Origin of the sequence: Sorangium sp. So ce367, from assembly GCF_051520455.1 — a bacterium.
Classification (GTDB): Bacteria; Myxococcota_A; Polyangia; order Polyangiales; family Polyangiaceae; genus Sorangium; species Sorangium cellulosum_B.
On sequence record NZ_CP150334.1, the window covers coordinates 7,366,453 to 7,387,075 of the forward strand.

16 protein-coding genes are annotated in these 20,623 nt (G+C 70.8%); 4 read left to right on the plus strand and 12 right to left on the minus strand.

Going from position 1 to position 20,623, the window contains the following annotated elements; all coding sequences use genetic code 11:
• Positions 1-37: 37 nt before the first annotated feature.
• Positions 38-3,973 (minus strand): ATP-binding protein, encoded by a 3,936-nt coding sequence (locus WME97_RS27930; protein ID WP_437541730.1) that lies wholly within the window; start codon positions 3,971-3,973, stop codon positions 38-40.
• 366 nt (positions 3,974-4,339) lie between these two features.
• Between WME97_RS27930 and WME97_RS27935 the strand changes: the two genes are divergently transcribed.
• Positions 4,340-4,606, plus strand: coding sequence for a DUF6289 family protein (locus tag WME97_RS27935; RefSeq protein WP_437293048.1), 267 nt, complete (start codon positions 4,340-4,342; stop codon positions 4,604-4,606).
• A 198-nt stretch (positions 4,607-4,804) separates the two neighbouring features.
• Here the strand turns inward: WME97_RS27935 and WME97_RS27940 are convergent, their stop codons facing one another.
• Positions 4,805-5,737 (minus strand): DUF2935 domain-containing protein, encoded by a 933-nt coding sequence (locus WME97_RS27940; RefSeq protein ID WP_437541732.1) that lies wholly within the window; start codon positions 5,735-5,737, stop codon positions 4,805-4,807.
• 511 nt (positions 5,738-6,248) lie between these two features.
• Here WME97_RS27940 and WME97_RS27945 point away from each other — a divergent pair.
• The gene (locus WME97_RS27945) at positions 6,249-6,641 is read left to right on the plus strand and encodes a YciI family protein (RefSeq protein WP_437541734.1); all 393 of its coding nucleotides are present in this window, start codon (positions 6,249-6,251) and stop codon (positions 6,639-6,641) included.
• The gene (locus WME97_RS27950; RefSeq protein WP_437541736.1) at positions 6,641-7,903 is read left to right on the plus strand and encodes an RNA polymerase sigma factor; all 1,263 of its coding nucleotides are present in this window, start codon (positions 6,641-6,643) and stop codon (positions 7,901-7,903) included. Before WME97_RS27945 ends, WME97_RS27950 begins: the two co-directional genes overlap by 1 nt.
• 79 nt (positions 7,904-7,982) lie before the next feature.
• On the opposite strand, the gene dauA is transcribed toward WME97_RS27950, so the two are convergent.
• Positions 7,983-9,776 carry a C4-dicarboxylic acid transporter DauA gene (dauA, locus tag WME97_RS27955; protein ID WP_437541738.1) on the minus strand — a complete coding sequence of 598 codons (1,794 nt, stop codon included), beginning with the start codon at positions 9,774-9,776 and terminating at the stop codon, positions 7,983-7,985.
• A gap of 308 nt (positions 9,777-10,084) precedes the next feature.
• On the opposite strand from dauA, the gene WME97_RS27960 reads away from it, so the two are divergent.
• Positions 10,085-11,167, plus strand: coding sequence for an AraC family transcriptional regulator (locus WME97_RS27960; protein WP_437541741.1), 1,083 nt, complete (start codon positions 10,085-10,087; stop codon positions 11,165-11,167).
• 63 nt (positions 11,168-11,230) lie between these two features.
• On the opposite strand, the gene WME97_RS27965 is transcribed toward WME97_RS27960, so the two are convergent.
• The 9 genes from WME97_RS27965 to WME97_RS28005 form a co-directional block, all read right to left on the minus strand.
• Positions 11,231-11,818 carry a hypothetical protein gene (locus tag WME97_RS27965; protein WP_437541744.1) on the minus strand — a complete coding sequence of 196 codons (588 nt, stop codon included), beginning with the start codon at positions 11,816-11,818 and terminating at the stop codon, positions 11,231-11,233.
• Between the two features lie 45 nt (positions 11,819-11,863).
• Positions 11,864-12,313 (minus strand): hypothetical protein, encoded by a 450-nt coding sequence (locus WME97_RS27970; RefSeq protein ID WP_437541746.1) that lies wholly within the window; start codon positions 12,311-12,313, stop codon positions 11,864-11,866.
• Positions 12,314-12,759: 446 nt separating this feature from the next.
• A complete protein-coding gene (locus WME97_RS27975; RefSeq protein WP_437541748.1) occupies positions 12,760-14,079 on the minus strand; it encodes a cytochrome P450 in 1,320 nt (439 codons plus the stop codon).
• A 126-nt stretch (positions 14,080-14,205) separates the two neighbouring features.
• On the minus strand, positions 14,206-15,060 hold the full coding sequence (locus tag WME97_RS27980) for a hypothetical protein (RefSeq protein ID WP_437541750.1): 855 nt from the start codon (positions 15,058-15,060) through the stop codon (positions 14,206-14,208).
• Between the two features lie 119 nt (positions 15,061-15,179).
• Positions 15,180-16,109, minus strand: coding sequence for a type I pantothenate kinase (gene coaA, locus WME97_RS27985; protein WP_437541752.1), 930 nt, complete (start codon positions 16,107-16,109; stop codon positions 15,180-15,182).
• 81 nt (positions 16,110-16,190) lie between these two features.
• Positions 16,191-16,967: a mobilization protein gene (locus WME97_RS27990; RefSeq protein ID WP_437541755.1), complete on the minus strand. Its 777-nt coding sequence runs from the start codon at positions 16,965-16,967 to the stop codon at positions 16,191-16,193.
• A 223-nt stretch (positions 16,968-17,190) separates the two neighbouring features.
• Positions 17,191-18,603, minus strand: a complete 1,413-nt coding sequence (locus WME97_RS27995; protein ID WP_437541756.1) for a hypothetical protein — start codon at positions 18,601-18,603, stop codon at positions 17,191-17,193.
• Between the two features lie 227 nt (positions 18,604-18,830).
• A complete protein-coding gene (locus WME97_RS28000; protein ID WP_437541758.1) occupies positions 18,831-19,472 on the minus strand; it encodes a bifunctional 4-hydroxy-2-oxoglutarate aldolase/2-dehydro-3-deoxy-phosphogluconate aldolase in 642 nt (213 codons plus the stop codon).
• Positions 19,469-20,566 (minus strand): PfkB family carbohydrate kinase, encoded by a 1,098-nt coding sequence (locus tag WME97_RS28005; RefSeq protein ID WP_437541760.1) that lies wholly within the window; start codon positions 20,564-20,566, stop codon positions 19,469-19,471. Before WME97_RS28005 ends, WME97_RS28000 begins: the two co-directional genes overlap by 4 nt.
• Positions 20,567-20,623 lie beyond the last annotated feature (57 nt).

Here is a 20,623-nt window from a genome sequence, read left to right on the forward strand (position 1 = left end):
AGCGGGCGCGGCGCTGCCAGCCCGCGCGCGCGCTCGCTCACGCGCGCCGCTCGGCGAGCACCTGCCGCAGCGTCGCGCCGCCCACGGGCTTCGTGAGGTGCAGGTCGAAGCCGGCCTGCCTCGACCTGGCCTGGTCCTCGGGTCCGCCGTAGCCCGAGATCGCCACAAGGTAGAGCGCGCCGCCCCCGGGCGCGGCCCGCGCCCGGCGGGCGACCTCGTGGCCATCGATGCCCGGCAAGCCGATGTCGATGAAGGCCACCTCGGGGCGCAGCTCCAGGAGCTTCGTCACCCCCTCCAGGCCGTCCACCGCCACCGTCACCTCGTGCCCCAGCGCCTCGATGAACTCGCTCATCACCCGGCGCACGTCCTCCACGTCCTCCACGACGAGCACCCGGTGCCGCTCGGCGGTCTCCCCCGGCTGCGGAGCGGCGGGCGGCTCGGCGCCGGGCGCGAGCGGCGGCGCCGCGCCCGGCGCGAGCGGCGGCTCGGCGCCGGGCGCGAGCGGCGGCGCCGCGCCCCGGCCGAGCGGAAGGCGCACGACGAACTCGCTGCCCTGGCCCGGTCCGGCGCTCTCCGCAACGACGCTGCCGCCGTGCATCTCCACCAGCCGCCGCACCAGCGTGAGCCCGAGGCCCAGCCCGCCCGTGCCGCGGTCGATGGTCTGCTCGACCTGCGTGAAGAGCTCGAACACCCTCTCGAGCATCACCGCCGGGATGCCGCGGCCCGTGTCGCGCACCCGCAGCACGGCCTCGGGCGCGGCGCCCGCCGCCTCGCGGGTCAGCCGCACCGAGATGGCGCCCTCCGGCGGCGTGTACTTCGCGGCGTTCGTCAGGAGGTTCGTGACCACCTGCTCCAGCCGCGTGGCGTCGGCCCGCATGCCGAAGTCCCCCGGACCGACCTCGACCGAGAGCGCGTGGCGCCGCGCCTCCACGGCCGCGCGCACCGCGGCGGCGGCGTTCCGCACCGCCGCCGCGAGATCGACGTCCTCCAGGCGCAGCTCCACCGTGCCGCGCGTGATGCGCGACACGTCGAGCAGATCGTCCACCAGGCGCACCAGGTTGCCCACCTGCCGCCGGGCGATCTCGCGGTAGCGCTCCGATCTGGGCGCCTCGCCCGTCAGATCGCCGAGCAGCGTGAGCGACAGGCTGATGGCGGCCAGGGGGTTGCGGAGCTCGTGCGCGAGCATCGCGAGGAACTCGTCCTTGCGCTGATCGGCGAGCCTCAGCGCCTCGACGAGCGCCTCGACGCGCCGGCGGGCGCTCACCTGGTCGGTCACCTCGAAGGCGAACACGAAGATGCCCTCGATCGCCCCGTCGCGGTCGCGCATCGGCTGGAAGACGAAGTTGAAGAAGCGCTCCTCCGTCGTGCCAGTGCCCTGGCGGTCGAGCCGCACGGCGAGCTCCTTTCCCACGAAGGGCTCGCCGGTGCGGAACACGGTGTCCAGGAGATCCGGGATGGATTGCCCCTCGAGCTCGGGCAGGGCGTCCAGGATGGGCATGCCCACGCGCGCTCGTCCGCCGACGAGCTGCTGGTAGAGCGGATTGACCACCTCGAAGACGTGCTCCGGCCCGCGGAGGATCGCGATGGGCCCCGGGGCCTGCATGAAGAGGTCGTTCAGGTACTGGCGCTGCCCCTCGGCTTCCCGCCGCCGGCGCGCGAGCTCGACGTGGATGCGGACCCGCGCGAGGAGCTCCCGCGCGGAGAACGGCTTCACGAGGAAGTCGTCGGCGCCGGCCCCGAGGCTGTCGACGCGCACCTCCTCGCCCGCGCGCGCGGAGAGCATCATCACGGCGACGCCGCGGGTGCGCTCGTCGGCGCGCAGCGCCTTGAGCAGGCCGAAGCCGTCGAGCCGCGGCATCATCACGTCGGTGAGCACGAGGTCCGGGACGTGGGCGCGGGCGCTCTCCAGCGCGGCCTGACCGTCGGCCACGGCCTCCACCGTCCACCGCTCGGCGAGGAGCAGCCGCTGCACATAGTCGCGCATGTCCGCGTTGTCGTCCGCGACGAGGATGTGCCCCGGCCGCTTCGGGGCCGGGCGCTCCTCCGCCGGCACGGCGTCCGGCGCCGGCGCGTCGCGTTCCCACTGCGCGGCCTCGTCGAGGAAGGGCGCAGCGCCGCGCCCCTCTGCGGCCGGCGCGGGGGCGAGGTCGATGCGATCCGCGGGCAGGTGCGCCTTCCCGAGCGGGATCGCGACCGAGAAGCGGCTGCCCGTGCCGAGGCGGCTCTCCACGGCCACGCTGCCGCCGTGGAGCTTCGCGAGCTCTCGCACGAGCGCGAGGCCGATGCCGCTGCCCTCGTAGCTGCGGCCCCTGGCCCCCTCGACGCGGTAGAACCGATCGAACACGCGCGGCAGCTCCTCCTCCGGAATGCCGGTGCCCGTGTCCTCGACCGACAGGACGATCCGCCCCCCGGTCTCCTCCAGCGTCACCCGGACGCCCCCCGAGAAGGTGAACTTGAAGGCGTTCGAGATGAGGTTGAGCACGATCTTCTCCCAGAGCTCGCGGTCGACGTAGGCCGGCTCGGAGAGGGGCGCGCACTCCACCGTGAGGGCGAGGCCGGCCCGATCCATGAGCGAGCGGAACGAGCTCGCGAGCTCCGCGGTGAAGGAGCCGAGCTCGGTGGGCTGGTAGCTGGCCTGGATGCGGCCCGCCTCGATGCGCGAGAAGTCGAGCAGCGTGTTGACGAGCCGGAGGAGCCGGAGGCTGTTGCGGTAGATGATCGCGAGGCGGTCGCGCTGCGGCGCGGGCAAGGGGTGCTCGGCGTCCGAGAGGCCGTCCTCGACGGGGCCCAGGATCAGGGTGAGCGGCGTGCGGAACTCGTGGCTGATGTTGCTGAAGAACACCGTCTTGGCGCGGTCGAGCTCGGCGAGCGCGTCCAGCCTGCGCCGCTCCTCCTCGCTGGCCCGGGCGTTCTGCAGGGCAGCCGCGCCGTGGCCGGCCAGGAGCCGCAGGAAGCGGCGGTAGTCGTCGTCCAGCACCAGCCGGGGGCTGGCGCCCGCGACGAGGAAGCCGCCCGGGCGGCCTCCTGCGCCGGCGCGGGGGAGCGGCAGCACCACCGCCTGGCGAGCGGCGTCCGGCCACGGGCCTCCCGGAAGGGGGCCGACGCGCGCGGGCAGCTCCGACAGATCCACCTCCACGTCCCCGCGCAGCGCGCGGTGCAGCGGCCACACCGCGCCGGCCGCCGCGCCGAGCTCCACCGCCGCCGGCGCCGCCGCGTGGCTCGGGTCGAGCCCGACGGTCCCTGCGAGTCGGGCGGGCGCGCCGTCGCCATCCACGAGATAGAGCAAGGCAAAGGGCACGTCGCGCCCGGCCTCTGCCAGGGTCTCCATCATCACCCGACAGACGTCCTGAACGCTCCTTGCGTCAGCCGCCCTCGCCGCCAGCGCCCCGAGGACCTGCAGCCGTCGCTGTCCAAGGATGTACCCTGTGCTCTCGGAGCAGGCGACGAGGATACCCGCGATAACGCCCCTCTCGTCCCGGATGGGGGTCTGACCGTAGCTGAAGTAGCACTCCTCCATGAAGCCGTGCCGATCGAGGACGAGCAGGCCATCGCGGACGTAGGTGGCCCCTCCCACGAAGGCCTTGTCGATCATCGGCTCGAGGATCTCCCAGATCTCCTTCCAGCACTCGCGGCCCGCCTGGCCCATGGCGGCCGGGTGCTTCGTGGATCCGAGCATCGGGCGGTAGGCGTCGTTGTAAAACTGAATGAGCTCCCGACCCCACCAGAGGAACATGGGGTGTTCGGACGAGAGCAGGATGGACAGCGCCGTCCGCAGCGACTGGGGCCATGCCTCGAGCGGGCCCAGCGTCGTCTGCGACCAGTCGATCGAGCGTATCAGCGCCCCCATCTCGCCGCCGCCCGAGAGGGCGCCGCACGCCGGATCCGGTCCAGCCCCGGCGCTCGCTTCCTCGCCGCGACCCGCGCCGGTTCGCTCCTCGACGCTGTCGCGCTGGCCGGTGCGCTGTCTCGTCATGGGGGACACCTGCTTTTCTACCACGGCCGAGTCCAGCCATCCTCGGCGCTGCACCTTGGGTACGATCGCCTGCTCGTCTCAACGCCGTTCTCGATGCGTACCGCGTCGATATGCCGGCCTAGCCCCATCGGGGCGACTGAATTTCCTTGACACCACAATCACTCCACGGGCCTCGGGGCGGGATGCCTCTTTTGCCTTCGTGAACCGCGCTCACGAGCTCGCCGCCTCCCACCGCCGAATGAAACTTTGCAGAACTCCGCAAAGGCCGCTCCGGCTGGACCGCTTGCTCGAGCCGAGCAAGCGGTCTAAGCTGCCTCGCATAACTTCGGAGGCCAAAACTGGCCTCCCATTGCAAGAGGAGCGTCCATGCGTCGTCTCAGCCCTGCTGCCCGCGTTCGTTATTTCTTCGCTGCCCTGACGGCAGGCACCGCGATGTTGGGTACCACTGCCCTCCTGGTCCCCTCGAGCGAGGCGGCGCCCGGGGGGAATTGCACCTATTACAGCGACGAGAGCTACACCACCGTCGTCGGTCAGTACGGCCGCGACTGCTGCAACAACCGGATCGCGTGGGGCACCACGACGCAGCACTACGAGTGCGGCGGGTGCTTCACCTGCACCCCGCCTCCTCGCTGAGAGAAGCGCGCCGGTGACGGACGGCCGGCTCGATGGCGATCGCCGGCCACGCTCGTTCAGCTTGCGAGAGGAATTGAACAGGGAGACGGGGAGACGGGGAGGCGACCAGGGGTATCCCGGCCAGCGGCCGCTGTACAGGCATCGCGGGGCGAGCAGGAGGAGGGGGCAGGCCCGCCCCGCCGCGCGGCGCCCAGGGCGTCACTGGGCGCGCCTGACCTCGTCGGAGAACCTCACCGCCTCGCGGAGCACGTGATCGGCGAGCGCCGGATCGATGATGCTCTTGATCTGCCCCGTCTCGATGCCCTGCTCGGCGGCCGACTTGAAGTCGATGACCTCGTCGGCCATCGTCGCGAGCTGCCCGCTGTCGACGCGGAACGCGTGCGCCTGGTACAGCTGCCCGGCGCGCGCGGTCGCCTGGTCGATGAGCGCGCGCTCCTGCGGGTCGAGCAGGTGCGCGATGAACTCGAGGTGATCCGCCATGATCGTCGTCCAGAACGCCGAGACCTCGTCGCTCTGGAGCGAGATGTCGCCGTACGCGAGCCGATCGAGCCGGGCGACGAAGCGCTCGGCCTCCCGCGCGATGTGGTCGAAGAAGAGCGGCCAGACGAGGCTCCGGAGCGCGCCGCTCTCCTGCGCGCGCTGCATGCGGCGCTTGTACTCGATGAAGCGCTGGACGCTCGACCGCGTCGAGGCGAGGAGCGAGGAGATCCCGTAATCGCCATACCCCCGGTCGCGCGCCGCGAGGAAGTGCCTGGCGAAGAGGTTCTGGTACTGCCGCGCCTCGTCCCGGGGCCCGCGGAGGTGATCGCCGGGCATGAGCAGCGTGATGAACAACGCATGTTCCATCAGCTGGTCCGTCCAGAAGAGGACCTCCGAGACGGCGTGCGCTGCATAGCCGGCGCCCGGCCCGGGCAGGAAGACCGGCTTCCTCGAGCGCTGGTCCACGGAGATGCCGGGCGTATAGGCGGCCCCTGCCGGGAGGGCGAGGGGCCCGATCGACTCGCAGACCGCGTAGCTCTTGTCGGGCAGCGCGAGGCTCGGTGTGGCGAGCAGCGAGACACCCGCGGTGGCCATCGCGCCGCCGGCGAATTGCCGGCGTCCAAGTTTCCCTTGCGGAACACGCTTCTCCATCGACGCTCCTCCAGGTTCATGCATCCGTGAGAATCGGAGCGCGAGGGTGCATGTCCCGCGCCTGAGCCAAGGAGTCGACTCGCAGGGCGGTCCGCCTGCGCGCGCCTCACCGATCACGACGGCCGGCGACGCGCGGAATCACCACGCCCGAGCGCTTCGTCAGCAGAGAGGTCGCGTGGGGGCGCGCCGGACGTCATCCGCGGAATCCGCCCGTGATGGGCCGCCCTGCGATCGGCGGCCTGCGAAGACGACACACATTCCCCCTTCTCTACCGACCACCTGCGACCACGGAGCACATCACACCGCGGAGGACACACGCTCGCGACGACAGACCTGCACACCTCCCACGGGCGCCGCAGACGCACCTGCACCTGCACGCGACCGTCCGTCGTGTCGGGGTTCGGATTTCTTCGCTATCGTCGCCCGGGATGTCGAGGACCCGCCCTCGGCTCCGACAACCCCACGAACGCGCGCCCGAACCCGGGGCGAGAGCGAAGAGAAGGAGCCGATCATGAAGTACATCCTGATGATGAACACCCCGAGCGGGGGGCCGTACCAGGTCGCCAACTGGCAGCAGAAGGACTTCCAGGCGCACATCGCGTTCATGAAGAGCTTCCACAGGAAGCTCAGCGCGTCGGGCGAGCTCGTGGCGGCCGAGGGCCTGGCGGGCCCCGACCAGGCCAAGCTCGTGCGCGCCGGCAAGGACGGCCAGCCGATCACCGACGGGGTGTTCCCGGAGACCAAGGAGTTCCTCGCCGGGTACTGGATCGTGGACGTCGAGAGCCCCGAGCGCGCGTACGAGATCGCCGCGCAGGCGTCCGCCGCGCCCGGCCCCGGCGGCGCGCCGCTCAACATGGGGATCGAGGTGCGCGAGGTGATGAGCGCGCCGCCCAGCGATCTCTAGTGACCTCTCCGTCCCAGGGCGCCACGGCCGAGCGCCTGCTGCGCGATCTCGCGCCGCAGGTGCTCGGCGCCGTCATGCGGCGATTCCGAGATTTCGGCGCCGCCGAGGACGCGGTCCAGGAGGCGCTGATCGCGGCGGCCACGCAGTGGCCCCGCGAGGGCGTGCCCGACGAGCCGCGCGCCTGGCTGATCCACGTGGCGTCGCGGCGCATCGCCGATCACGTCCGGAGCGAGGCGGCGCGCCGCCGCCGCGAGGCGATCGTGGTCAGCCTCGTGCCGCCCGAGCTGCAGATCGCCCTCGCCGCCGACAGCGACGAGGCGGCGCTCGAGGACGACACGCTCACCTTGCTGTTCATGTGCTGCCACCCCGCGCTCTCCACGCCGTCCGCGATCGCGCTGACCCTGCGCGCCGTGGGCGGCCTGACGACGGCCGAGATCGCAAGGGCGTTCCTGGTCCCGGAGGCGACCATGGCGCAGCGGATCAGCCGGGCGAAGCAGAGCATCAAGGCGTCCGGCGTGCCCTTCGAGCGGCCGACGCCCGAGGCGCGCGCGGAGCGCCTCGGCGCCGTCCTGCACGTGCTCTACCTGATCTTCAACGAGGGCTACACCTCGAGCTCCGGCCCCGCGCTGCACCGCGACGATCTGTCGGGCGAGGCGATCCGCCTGACGCGCGCCGTGCACGCGCTCCTCCCGGACGACGGCGAGGTCGCGGGCCTCCTCGCGCTCATGCTCCTGACCGACGCGCGGCGCGCGGCGCGGACCGGGCCTCTGGGCGAGCTGATCCCGCTCGCGGAGCAGGATCGGGGCCTGTGGGATCAGCGCGCCATCGCCGAGGGCGTCGCGCTCGTCACGGCGGCGCTGTCCAGGGGCTCGATCGGCGCCTACCAGCTGCAAGCCGCGATCGCGGCGGTGCACGACGAGGCAGCGCGGGCCGAGGACACGGACTGGCCGCAGATCCTGGCGCTGTACGGCGTGCTGATGCGGATGTCCGACAACCCGATGGTGGCGCTGAGCCACGCGATCGCGACCGCCATGGTGCACGGCCCTCGCGCGGGGCTCGATCTGCTGGACGCGCTCGACGCCGACGCGCGCCTCTCGGGTCACCACCGCCTCGACGCCGCCCGCGCGCACCTGCTGGAGCGGGCCGGCGATCACGAGGCGGCGATCGCGCACTACAGGCGCGCGGCCAGCCGCACGACGAGCATCCCGGAGCAGAGCTACCTGGCGACCCAGGCGGCCCGGCTGAGCGACACGCTGAAGTAGCGAGCCGCGCGGCGCGCAGAGGCCGCAGAGGTGTCCGGCGAGAGAGGAGCGATGCCGCGGACCTGCCGGCAGCGAGCGCTCAGCCGTTCACCAGCTCGCCGGCGAGGCGGAGCGCCGCCGCCCGATCCTCCGCGAGGTACACGCGCTGCGACCGCTCCTGGAGGCGCGCCTTGTCGAAGATCTCGCGCGGCCTGGGCAACGGACCGGCCAGGATCACCGCCTTCTGGCGCCGCGCGAGCCCGTCGAGCGCGTTCTCGAGGGCGACGAACCCCGTGCTGTCGATGAACGGCACCTTGCCGAGGTCGAGGATCATCACCTCGTAGCTGTCCCCGCGGATGGCGTGCAGCGCCGCCATCGCCTTCTGGGCGGCGCCGAAGAACAGCGGGCCGTTGATCTCGTAGAGGGCGACCCGCCTCGGGAGCTCGACTTCGCTGGAACCGCCGGCGGCGTCCAGCACCGTCCGGCTCCCCGTCAGCTCGGCCATCCGGCGCATGAAGAGGATGGCGGCGAGGATCACGCCGGCCGACACCGCGATCACCATGTCCAGGATGACGGTGAGCCCATAACAGGTCAGGAGTACGAACACATCGCTCCTCGGCGCGAGCCTCACGATACGGATGAAATGGTGGAGCTCGGACATGTTCCACGCGACGAGCAGCAGCAGCGCCGCCAGCGACGCCATGGGGACGTAGGCCACGAGCGGGGCGAAGACGAGGATCGACAGGAGGACGACCACGGCGTGGGTCACGGACGCGATCGGAGAGCGCGCGCCAGCCCGGATGTTCGTGGCCGTCCGCGCGAGCGCTCCTGTCGCCGCGATGCCGCCGAAGATCGGCGCAACGATGTTCCCGATACCGAGGCCGATGAGCTCCGAGTCCGGATCGTGCTTGGTCCCTGTCATGCCGTCGGCGATGACCGCCGACAGCAGCGATTCGATGGCGCCGAGCATGGCGATCGCGAAGGCGGCGGGGAGCAGCTCCCTCACGAGCTCGAGCGAGAGCCCATCGCCCCACGGCAGCGAGGGCGTCGGGAGGATCGACGGGATGCCGGCGATCTCCACGCCGCCGACGGTGACGCGAAAGCGGCTGCCGATCGTCGCCACGGAGAACGCGGGGTAGACCGCATCGACGACGACCGCGGCGAGCGACACGACGGTGATGGCGATGAGGGGCGCCGGCACCTTCTTGATGACGCGGGGGACGAGCAAGAGCAGGGCGAGCGTCGCGGCGGCGACCGCCAGCTCGAAGAGGTCGGCCGTCCCGCGCGCGGCCCACAAGGCCGCCACCTTGGCGGTGTAGTGCTCCGGGAGCGGCCCGGCCTGGAGGCCCAGGACGTCCTTCACCTGGAGCGTCGCGATCACGGTGGCGATCCCGGCGGTGAAGCCCGTGGTCACCGGGTACGGGATGTATTCGATGAGCCGGCCGAGCCGCACGAGCCCCATGATCACGAGCAGCACGCCGGCCAGGAGCCCCGCCGTCATCAGCCCGGACAGCCCGTGCTCCGCCACGATGGGCGCGAGGATCACCACGAAGGCCGCCGTCGGGCCGGTGACCTGGAACTTGCAGCCGCCCAGCAGCGCCACCAGCGCGCCGGCCACGATCGCCGTGTAGAGCCCGTGCTGAGGAGGAGCCCCCACCGCGATGGCGAGGGCCATGGAGAGAGGGAGCGCCACGACGCCGACCACAGTGCCCGCCAGGAGGTCGGCCTGGAGATCCCCGAGGCCGTACCCGTTGCCAAGGCAGCGCCGGAGCGCCGACGCCACCGGGATCCGACGCCGCGCCGGAGCAGGCTGCGAGGTGGGCGGCCCGGGCGCTTCGCCGCCCTGGCCCGGCCGATCAATCGCTGCAGCGACGCGCTCGGACCTCAACGTCATCGTCACACCTCCATCGAAGCTCGTGGATGTCGAGCAACATCGGATGTGTTGAGCAACATCGGTGCCACGCGACGATGTCCTCTGTTGGTCGCTCGATGCGCGCCGTTTGATGGCGGACCGCGGGCTCGAACCGTGTTGACGACAGATTGTCGCCATGAACTCATTGCGTCATGGCCATAACGACAACTTGACGCGGTCGTCGAGCCCGTCGCCGTCGTGCCGTATCACGGGCGCTCGGCGAGCGCTGTGCTCACCCAGCTCACCCCGCTCGTCTCGCGGTCCACGGCGGATGATAGGCTCGCTCGGGCATGCCGTCTTCCCCGTCGCGGCCCACGGTGTCCATGGCCATCGTCGGCCGGCTGATCTCGTATGCCGCCTCTCGCGGCCTCCGCCACGGCGATCTTCTCGAGGTCGCCGGCGTCTCCGCCGAGTCGCTGACCGACGCGGACAGCCGCATACCGGTGACGTCGCTCGACGCCCTGTGGGCGCACATGGTACGCGCGCTCGACGATCCCGGGGCGCCCATCCGCCTCGCCGCGCGGACGCGCATGGAGGAGATGCACGTCATGGGCTTCGCGGTCATGACGAGCGCGAGCGCCCGTGAGTCGCTCGACCGTGTCGACCGCTACATGGTGCTCCTGCAGGATACACCGCGCTGGGTGACCGATACCACGACGGACCGGGACGCTCCGTTCGCGGAGATGCACCGCTCGCCCCGCTTCACGCTGGGCGCGCGCGTCGCGACCGAGCACAGCCTGGCGGTGTACATCCGTTGCTTCCGCCAGTGCGCCGGCGTCGAGTTCTCGCCGCTCCGGGTCAGCTTCCGCCACCCCGCGCCGCGCGATCTCGCCGCGCACCGGGACTTCTTCCGCTGCCCTGTCGAGTTCGACGCGCCCCGCGACGGCTTTGCCTTCCCACCGTCGTTGCTGGACCTCGTGCCTCGCGACGCGAACCCGGCCCTGAGCGCGTTCTTCCACCAGCACGCGGAGGAGCTGCGCCGCCGTCGCGTCGCCGACGCGTCGCCCAAGTCCGATCGGGTGCGTGACGTCATCGCGCACCTCCTCGCCTCGGGCGAGCCGTCGGCGACCGCCATCGCGCGGCGGCTCGGGACGAGCGAGCGCACGCTGCGGCGGCACCTCGAGGACGAGGGGACGACGCTGCGGCAGATCGTCGGCGACGTGCGCCGTCAGACCGCCGAGGAGCTGCTCCGTGAGAGCGACACGTCGATGTCGGAGATCGCCTTTCTGCTGGGGTTCTCGGAGGTGACGGCCTTCGCGCGGGCCTTCAAGCGCTGGTCCGGGAGGACGCCCGGCCGGTTCCGTGAGGAGGCGCGCGGCGCCCCGGGGCGCCGCGCCGCAGCGGGCGTGGACCGCGCAGCGGACGACGGCTGACCGCCGGGGCGATGGCCCGCCTGGCCCGAGGCCTCGGGCCGCGGCCGTCCAGCGCGCCCGGCCTCAGTACGATATCTCGGCGGCGGCGACCTTCGCTCTCGCCGCTTCCCACGACATCGGGAGATCACCCGCGCCGACGGTCCACTGGGTCACGACGCCGTGGACGCTGACCGCGCTCGCCGCGCTCATCGCCGAGAGGTGGGCGTCCGACATCACGAACTTCCCCATCGCCTCTTCGTCCTTCCACACCGTGATCGTCCTCGCATAGCCGCACTTCGCCGAGGTTCCGAGCGTGAAGCCGATCAGCCCTTCCTGCGTAGGCAGCTGGGCGAGGATGGGCCCCATCAGCTCGCCGAACCTCTGCTGCGCCGCCGCGTCGGGCTTCATCCAGAGCAGGGTCGACGAGGCAACATAGGAGTCCTGCGCGGCGCCCGTGAGCGCGCCGTCCGCGAACCCGGGTCCACCGAACGGCGAGCTCTGCAGATCGTCATCTGTGCACGTGAACTCGGAGGCGGCGGTCTGCGTGCCCGAGCCGCCGCCCGTGTTGCTCGGTGTCCCGTCGTCCGCGCCGCACGCCGGGACGAAGGCGGCGACCGCGACGAGGAGCGGGACAAGCGCGACGCGAGAGAGGGAAAAGTCAATTCGAACCATGATGAACCTCATGACAGGAAAGAAGGTGATGTTGTCGGGTGCGAATCAGCGTTCGTCCGCGCGCACGGGCGAGACCACGCCGAAGACGAGAACGGGGAAGGTCCGCTGCAGGCGGCGAGACGCGAACTCCGTGCGCCGGCCGAAGCTCCTGACCGAGACGCGCGCGCCCACCGGCTGTCCGCTGCCCAGGGTCACGGCCCACATCGGGCTGCCGCCGTCCGGCCGCACGGCGAGGTAGGTGTAACTCCCTGCCGCGAGCCGCTCCTCGACGACGCCGACCACGGGCGCCAGGTCGCCGAGGGATCTCGATAGGCCGCCGAGCGGACTGCCGGGCGGCGCGTCTCCGGCGACGTTCCGGTCAGCGTGCGTCCCAGGATGCGCAGCGGCGTGGACTGCGAGCGAGCCGCCGGCGGCCACGAGCCCGACCAGCAGGGCAGCGGCCACGAGGGCGCGGGTCTGGAGGAAGCGCGAGGTGCGATGCGCGGCGAGCAGCATGCCGGGAAGCTACGCGCCGCGGCCGGCGCCGGCCTTTGCCCGTACGGCCAAGTTGTTGGCCCGCTCGGCCACGCCGCCGGCCGCCGATCCGACCCAGGTTGGCCGACCCTAGCCGACCCGACCCAGGTTGGCCGACCCGACCCAGGTTGGCCGACCCGACCCAGGTTGCCCAGCCCGACCCAGGTTGGCCGGCCCGACCCAGGTTGCCCAGCCCGACCCAGGTTGCCCAGCCCGACCCAGGTTGCCCAGCCCGACCCAGGTTGGCCGGCCCGACCCAGGTTGGCAGCCGACCCGACCCAGGTTGGGGCCGAGCCGCCGACCCCAGGTTGGGGCCGAGCCGCAGGTTGGCCGACCCGACCCAGGTTGGGGCCGAGCCGCCGACCCAGGTTGGGGCCGAGCCGGCCCGACCCAGGTTGGGGCCGACCCCCCCGGTCCACTCCGGGGACCTACGCCAGCCGCTCCTCGACGATCATCCTCACACCGTGCGCCGGCCCGACGTTGGCCGCGCGCACCTTCCCTGTGTCGGGTCGCAGCGACGCGAGCCGCAGCCGGAAGCGCCGCAGGATCGTGCCAAGCACCAGCCGCATCTCATACCCGGCCAGCGCCGCGCCAAGACAGCGCCTCGCCCCCCCGCCGAACGGCATGAACTCGAAGGGCGTGAACTTGCGCTCGAGAAAACGCTCTGGACGGAAGCGCAGTGGCTCCGGGTAGAGGTCCTCGCGGAAGTGCGCGACGCCGATGGCCACGCTCACCCCCACGCCAGCTGGCAATGTGTAACCCATCAGCTCCAGCGGACGCAGCAGCCTTCGCGGGCTCGGCGCCGGCGCAAGCGGAAAACGCCGCAGCGTCTCGTGGCATACGGCCTCGAGGTACGGCTGCTTGTCGAGCTTCTCTGCCTCCGGGCCGGGCCCGAGCGCCCACAGCTCGGCGCGAAGCCGCTCGAGGGCGGCGGCGTTCTCGGGCCGGTGCAACGCATAGAGGGCCCACGCGATCGAGATCGCCGTTGTCTCGTGCCCGGCGATCACCAGCAAGATCAGCTGATCCATGACCTCCTCGTCGGTCATGGGCTGGCCGTCTTCGTCGCGCGCCTCGACCAGCAGGCTCAGGATGTCCTCGCGTGGCCCGGCCGCGCGCGCCGCCGCGATGAGCGTGCGGAGCTGCTCGTGCAGGAGGCGCTGCCGCCGCAGGAACGCCGCGAAGGGACCGACCCCACCGAGCTCGCGCCGCAACGACGGGAGGAGCACGATGAGCGGAGAGAACCCGTTGATGAGCTCCAGCAGCAGGCCTGCGAGCGCTGCCTTGCGCGCCGGCTCGCTCACGCCGAAGACGGCCTGCAGAATCACGTCGAGCGAGATCTGCTGCGCGACCTCGTACGCCATGACCTGCTGGTCCGGCTTCCAGCCCGCTGTGTGCCGCTCGGCCAGCTGGCATATCGCCTCGCCGTAGGCGCGCATGCGCGCGCCATGGAACGGCGGCATCATGAGCTTGCGCAGCCGGCGGTGCTCGGCGCCGTCGATCAGGAGAAGCGAGGTGCGGCCGAGGAACACCGCCATGTCCTTCGACAAAGGGGCGAACGAGTCCGTCTCCGCCGTGTAGATGGCCTTGATGCCCGCGGGATCCCCGGTGCACACCATCGGGGGTTTGCCAGGAAACGAGAAGGGATCGCCGTACTTCCGCGCGAGTGGCACCATGCAGCCGATGGGGTCCCGGAGATAGCCGATCAGGCTCCATAACTGGCTGCGCGGCCCCGGCGGTAAGGTGAGCATGGGCGGAGGATACCAGTCTCCCTGTCTCCCGCCTCTCTGTTCAATTTTCTGCTGAAACGACAAAGCAATGAGGGGATTTCTCAGCTCGGCGGGCCCACGTCGAGCCAGCCAGACCGGTTCCGCCGCTCAATCCAGGGGGAATTGTTCCGCGATCCAGGCCTCCCAGCCCGGCGGTACTCGGGTGGCTTCAAGGTAGCGACGCAGCTGGTGGGCGTCGTCGAAGGCGGACATTCCCCACAAGCGAAACGCGTCGACATAACCCATGTCGTCCTCGAACGAATCGGCGAAGTCGGCGAGCTCCAGGCCGAGCTGCCAGGGCGCCTTGACGTCCCCGGCGCAGAGCAGTCGCGCCAGCGAAAGGAGCCCGTCGCGAGGCGCGATCGGACCTGCGTCACCGCTCACGAGCGCGGTCGCGCACGCTCGCCAACCCTCCGGTACGGCGGGAGGCGTCCACCCGTCGCGTCTCCGGAGCTCGGCGACCTGGCGCGACCAGAACCAGAGCTCGCGGGTGTTGTAGCGGGCCGCCTTCTCGGGCGTCTCGTACGATTCCCACGGCCAACGCACGCCATTCTGCTGGCTGAGCCAGATGGTGAAGGAGACGTCGACCGCGATGAGCCCCTGCTCCAGGAGCGCCGATCGACGCGAGGCCGCCGCGATCGGGTCCTCCTCGTCGCCGTCCTCCTCGTCGCCGTCCTCGCCATCTGCCCGTTCATCCGTCGGGTGCAACACCTTGTGAACGGCCTCTGCCCAGGTGATCGGCGCGGGAGGGTGGCGTCGCAGGTAGGCGACGCGTGTTTCGCGGTCCGGCGCGAGCTGTTCGAGAAAGACGCCCCACATCCCCAGCCAGTCTTCACCGGAGCCCATTCGCCAGCCGATCGTGTAGCGCTCGTAGTCGGGGAAGCGCTCCCATGGAGGAGCGATGTCGCCGTGCTGATCGACGTGCTCACGGAGACGGGAGCGACAGCTCTCTTTCCAGTCCATGACAGCAGCATACAACAGTTCACGGCCGTCGTCGTCGACAGCGGTGTCAGGACACCACCGACGGAAAGCGCGTGGACCTGGACACGACAGACGCTCTGCGCCGGCCGTGAACCTCTACATCAGAGCCGGCGGAGCCACACGGCGCGCACGGCGTGGTCGGGTCCCTTCTCCAGCACGACGTCGGCGCGTGCCCGCGTCGGCAGGATGTTCTCGGTCAGGTTGGGGCCGTTGATCGTGCGCCAGACCTGCAACGCGAAGGCGCGCGCCTCGTCGTCCCCCATCGCCGCATAACGGTGGAAATACGAGGAGGGGTCACGAAAGGCCGTGGCCCGCAGCGCGAAGAAGCGCTCGATGTACCATCGCTCGATGTCGGCCTCGTCCGCGTGGACATAGATCCCGATGTCGAAGAAGTCGCTGACGGCGATCGCCGCGGCACGGTCGGGGCCCTGCAGCACGTTCAGGCCCTCGAGGATCACGACGTCGGGCTGCCTCACGGTCTGCACCTTCCCGTCGATCACGTCGTAGGTGGCGTGCGAGTAGACCGGCACGTCGATCGCTTCGACGCCCGCCTCGAGGTCGGCGAGGAACTTCACCAGCCGCACGAGATCGTAGCTCTCGGGAAACCCCTTGCGGTGCAGGCCGCCGCGCGAGGCGAGCACCGCGTTGGGGTACAGGAAGCCGTCGGTGGTCACCAGGTCCACCCGCGGGTGGTCAGGCCATCGCGCCAGCAGCGCTTGCAGCACCCGCGCGGTCGTGCTCTTGCCCACCGCGACCGACCCGGCGATGCCGATCACGAAAGGCCGCCGCGCGATGGGGCGGCCAAGGAAGGTGTCCTTCACGCGGCGGAGCTCCTGCGCCGCGCCTACGTGCAGGTTGAGCAGCCGCGAGAGCGGCAAATAAATCGTCGCGACCTCGTCGAGCGAGAGCCGATCATTGAGGCCCCGCAAGACCACGAGGTCGGCCTCGGTGAGGGTGAGCGGCGTGGCCGCGCGCAGGCAACCCCACTGCGCAGCGGCGAAGACCTCGTACGTCGTGGAGGCGGCGTCCATGATGGGTCGGAGCCGAGTGTACGCTCCCGAGCGTGCGATCCGAAGCAATCTCGCGAGCGGGAGCGAGCCCCGGCGCCTTGGTCAGGTCGCGACCCGCTCGTTGCTCGCGGCCGATTCGAGCTGCTGTTGCGCCGACTCGGGATGTTGCGGCACGACCACGGCAGAAGCGTGTTCCGTCGCTGACCGCCAGTTGCCCGCTGCCTCCAGCGCAGCCTGCGCGCGTTCCAACCAGAGCTTGGCGCGGCGGCGCTCCAGGACGGACAGCGCTTGCGGCCCCTCGCTCGTGTTGATGGCGGCCCAGAAGCTCGAACCGAAACGGTCGATCTTGTACATCACCGACGAGTCGAGCTCGGGCAATGTCACGGTTTGCCCGCCGCGTTCGAGCAGGCGTTGGTACGCGGGTGACGCGTCGAGCTGGCTGAAGTCCCTCGAGCGACCTTGGTTCTTCACCACGATATGCTGCAGCCCGTCGCCCGGCGCCGCGAGGACCCGATCGAGGTGGGACACCGAATCGAAGCCGCCGTCGGTGACGTGCCAGGACACGAGCTGGACGCCCATTTCCCGCGCGTAGTTGAGGACGTCGGTCGACTCGATCCAGCGCTCGAGCGCCCGGTGGCTCTGCGCAGGCAGGTCGACGAGGACCACGCGATCGCCTCCGAGCGCACTGTCCAGGATCTGATCGGCGCTATCGAGCTGCTCGAGATCCACGCGCTGCGTGTAGTCCGCGTAGTAACGGCGGAGCGCGCCATGCGACAGATCCGCATCGAGCGCCACGAATGGAAGCGCTCGGTCGATGAATAGCTGCGCCAGCAGCCGAGCGACCACGCTCTTGCCGACGCCACCTTTCTCGCCGCCCACAAAATGTACAGTACTCATGCACCTCCCCCTTCGGCCACCATGTCGCGGAAGTCAAGCCATTCGTTGCAATGGCGCTCCGCCGTCGCTATGCGCCGGTGGCGCGACGTCGAGGCGACGCGATCGGGGTCGAGCGGCGCGAGCACCGCCTCCGCGACCTGGCTCGCGAAGGCGTCGCGCGAGAGCGTGCGGATCCAACGCGACCTGGGTCGCCCGCCGCCGTCGCTCAGAAGAAGCTGTAGAGGGACAGCTTGATGCGCTCGTTGGTCGCGGTCACGTCGTCCGCGAAGGTCTGCTCCGAGTACTGGAACGAGAGGCCCGCGCGGATGGCCGGCGTGATGTCGGCGAACAGGTTGCCATCGATGTAGCGCGACTCGTGGTAGGCCGTGCGGAGCGCGCCGTAGCCGTTCTCCTCGGTCACCCGGTCGTTCGAGCCCTGGGTGTAATTGCCGGAGACGGAGAAGCGCCCCGACGGCGGCAGATAGTACTGGAGCCCGACCATGAACCCCGTCCAGCCGATCGTCTTCAGCCTGTTGTTCGCGTCGTACACGACGAGGCCGTTGTCGATGTTCGGCGTATAGACAGCTCCCTCCTCGGGGAGCGGCGGGTGCGGCACGTTGCTCGCGACGCCGACGATGTCCGCGATGCCCGTGCCCGAGAAGAACGAGCCGGTCAACGTCAGCGCGTTCCCGGCGTCGTCCAGCGCCTTGGCCGGGATGATCGGGATCATCGCGTCGACCGAGAGCCCGTAGCCGTTGGCCGAGCGCAGCTCGCGCGGGGTCGCGGAGTGCTCGTTGACCCTGAGATGGCGGAACACGCCCGAGACGCCGATCGACAGCGGGTCGTGCAACATCCCGCCGGCGCCGAGCGTGTGGATTCCCTTCCAGCCGTTGACGCCGATGCGCAACCCCGCCTGCATGTCCGGCACCTCGGAGTCGCGCTGCGGCGGCTTGAGGACGGCAGCGGCGATCTCCACGTTGGCGGCGTCCGACTTGAAGTTGTGGCCGACGCGCAGCTGCGGCATCCTCCCGAAGACCTGGTTCATCACGGGGAAGAAGGACGTCGTGGCCGGGAAGAAGAACGGCTGCCACCCGAACAGGTGATAGCCCTGTCCAATCAGCAGATCGACGTAGTCCGACTCGACCTTGATGTGGGCCTGACGCAGGCGGAAGGTGCCGCTGCTCACCAGCGAGGCCTCGGAGACGGTGGGCGGCTGATTGCCGAAGAAGTCGAGCTCCAGCACGGCCGTGGTCTTGATCCCGGACACCTCGGGCGCGTTCACCCTGACGCCGAACCTGGAGTTCCGCGCCGTGAAGTGCGTGCGGCCGTGCGAGCCGGCGTAGGTGTCCTCGCGCTGGATGACCGTGGCCCCCACCGACTCCCCGAAGCTCTCGGTGGTGTCGTGCATGATGTCGAACTCCGCCATCCCGTAGATCGTGGCCTTCCACTTGGAGGTCACCGGAACAGGATCCTTGGAGGCCGGCTTGACGGCCTCCGCCGGCGGCGCCGCAGGCGCAGCCACGTCCGCAGGCGGCGTGGTCGGCGCCTGCGCGTCCGCAGGCGTGGCTGGCGCAGCGGCCTGCGGAGCGGCCGTGTCCGGCGCCGGCGGGGGAGCCTGGGCGTGCGCGACCGCCGCCACGAAGAAAATCGACGCACCGATTAGGTTCGCAACCTTCGATTGATTCATGTTCGAAGCCCCTGGGTTATCCATGGCGCCAGGAATCCCCTGCAAACGCCGCAGATGGTGAGTTCAACAAAGCTTCACGTCGCGCCGCGCAGATCGCGGCCCGGGCGCAGCAGCCGTCTCCCCGGCGGAGCGGCCGGGGTCGAGGCGTCAAACGGCGTTCGCGCCGCCTGCGCGATTCCTCAGGATGCGCGGCCCGCGTCGCAGAACGCGCGGGCGCGGGCGACGAGCTCGTCGCGCCGCCCGTCGCGCAGGAGCTTGAGATCCACGAGGTTGCCGCCGACGCCGACCGCCACCGCGCCCGCCGCGAAGAAGGCGCCCACGTTCTCCAGCGTCACGCCGCCCGTGGGCATGAGCGGGATATGGGGCAGAGGCGCCTTGAGCGCCTTGAGGTACGAGGCGCCGCCGAGGGCGTCGCACGGGAACACCTTCACGACGTCTCCGCCCGCGCGGTGCGCCGCCACGACCTCGGTGGGCGTGAGCGCGCCGGGAGCGTGGACGACGTTCATCGCGACGCACGCCCTCACCGTCGCCTCGTCGAGCGCAGGGCTGACCACGAAGCGCGCCCCGGCCTCGACACAGGCCTCGGCGGTGCGGGCGTCGAGCACCGTGCCCGCGCCCACGAGCGCCCGATCGCCGTGGCGCGCGGCGACCTCGCGCACGACCTCGACCGCGCCGGGAACGGTCATCGTGATCTCGAGCACGTCGATCCCCCCCTCGAGGAGGGCCTCGACCGCCTGCAGCGCCTCGTCGGCCGAGCCGGCGCGCACCACAGGGACGATGCGCCCGCGCGCGATCCACTCGAGCACCGATTGCTTGTTCATCGGTCCACCCGGGCCGTGCCCAGCTTCATCGCCTTGAGCACCTCGTCGAGGGTCGCCATCGTCGTGTCGCCGGGCGTCGTCATCGCGAGCGCCCCGTGCGCCGCGCCGCAATCGACCGCCCACTGCGGCCCCTTGCCCATCAGGAAGCCGTAGATGAGCCCCGAGGCGAACGAGTCGCCGCCGCCCACGCGATCGAAGATCTCCAGGTCCCTGCGCTCGGGCGCCTTGTAGAGCTGGCCGCCGTGGTACAGCACCGCGCTCCAGTCGTTGCGCGTCGCCGAGGTCGCCACGCGGAGCGTCGTCGCCACCGCCCGGATGTTCGGAAACACCCCGATGACGTGCTCGATCATGCTCTCGAACGCGCCGACGCGCAGGTTGGCGTGCCCCTCGCCGACGCCCTCGACCTCGAAGCCCAGGGCAGCCGTGAAATCCTCCTCGTTGCCCAGCATCACATCGACGTACGGCGCGAGCGCTCGATTGACCTCCTGCGCGCGGGCCTGACCGCCGATCGACTTCCAGAGCGACGGACGGTAGTTGAGATCGTAGGAGACGACGACGCCGTGCCGCCTGGCCGCCTCCATCGCCTCCTTCGCCACGGCAGGCGTGGTCTCGGAGAGCGCGGCGAAGATACCGCCGGTGTGGAACCACCGCGCCCCCTGGGCGCCGAAGATCGTATCCCAGTCGATCTCGCCGGGCTTGAGCTGAGACGCGGCCGTGTGGCCACGGTCCGAGAGGCCGACCGCCCCGCGGATGCCGAAGCCCCGCTCGGTGAAGTTCAGTCCGTTGCGCACGAGGCGCCCCACGCCGTCGTGCGTCGCCCAGCGAACGTGCGTGAGATCCACGCCGCCCTGCAGCATCAGATCTTCGAGCAGGCGGCCGACGGGGTTGTCCGCGAGGGCGGTCACGATGGCCGACCTGAGCCGGAAACAGCGGCGCATGCCGCGGGCGACGTTGTACTCGCCGCCCCCCTCCCAGGCCTGGAAGCTGCGGGCGGTGGAGATCCGCCCGTCGCCGGGATCGAGGCGCAGCATGACCTCGCCGAGGGACACGAGATCCCAGCGGCAGGTGGAAGGATCACGGAGCGTGAAGGACATGGATACCTTGCAGTGGATCAGGCCGCGTGGCGGACGAGCGTTTGGACAAGCAGGGTT

Bases quoted from the DNA above. Each gene is read 5' to 3' on its own strand.
- WME97_RS27930 (WP_437541730.1), bottom strand. From the start codon at position 3,973: ATGACGAGACAGCGCACCGGCCAGCGCGACAGCGTCGAGGAGCGAACC.
- WME97_RS27935 (WP_437293048.1), top strand. From the start codon at position 4,340: ATGCGTCGTCTCAGCCCTGCTGCCCGCGTTCGTTATTTCTTCGCTGCC.
- WME97_RS27940 (WP_437541732.1), bottom strand. From the start codon at position 5,737: ATGGAGAAGCGTGTTCCGCAAGGGAAACTTGGACGCCGGCAATTCGCC.
- WME97_RS27945 (WP_437541734.1), top strand. From the start codon at position 6,249: ATGAAGTACATCCTGATGATGAACACCCCGAGCGGGGGGCCGTACCAG.
- dauA (WP_437541738.1), bottom strand. From the start codon at position 9,776: ATGACGTTGAGGTCCGAGCGCGTCGCTGCAGCGATTGATCGGCCGGGC.
- WME97_RS27960 (WP_437541741.1), top strand. From the start codon at position 10,085: ATGCCGTCTTCCCCGTCGCGGCCCACGGTGTCCATGGCCATCGTCGGC.
- WME97_RS27965 (WP_437541744.1), bottom strand. From the start codon at position 11,818: ATGGTTCGAATTGACTTTTCCCTCTCTCGCGTCGCGCTTGTCCCGCTC.
- WME97_RS27970 (WP_437541746.1), bottom strand. From the start codon at position 12,313: ATGCTGCTCGCCGCGCATCGCACCTCGCGCTTCCTCCAGACCCGCGCC.
- WME97_RS27975 (WP_437541748.1), bottom strand. From the start codon at position 14,079: ATGCTCACCTTACCGCCGGGGCCGCGCAGCCAGTTATGGAGCCTGATC.
- WME97_RS27980 (WP_437541750.1), bottom strand. From the start codon at position 15,060: ATGGACTGGAAAGAGAGCTGTCGCTCCCGTCTCCGTGAGCACGTCGAT.
- coaA (WP_437541752.1), bottom strand. From the start codon at position 16,109: ATGGACGCCGCCTCCACGACGTACGAGGTCTTCGCCGCTGCGCAGTGG.
- WME97_RS28000 (WP_437541758.1), bottom strand. From the start codon at position 19,472: ATGAACAAGCAATCGGTGCTCGAGTGGATCGCGCGCGGGCGCATCGTC.
- WME97_RS28005 (WP_437541760.1), bottom strand. From the start codon at position 20,566: ATGTCCTTCACGCTCCGTGATCCTTCCACCTGCCGCTGGGATCTCGTG.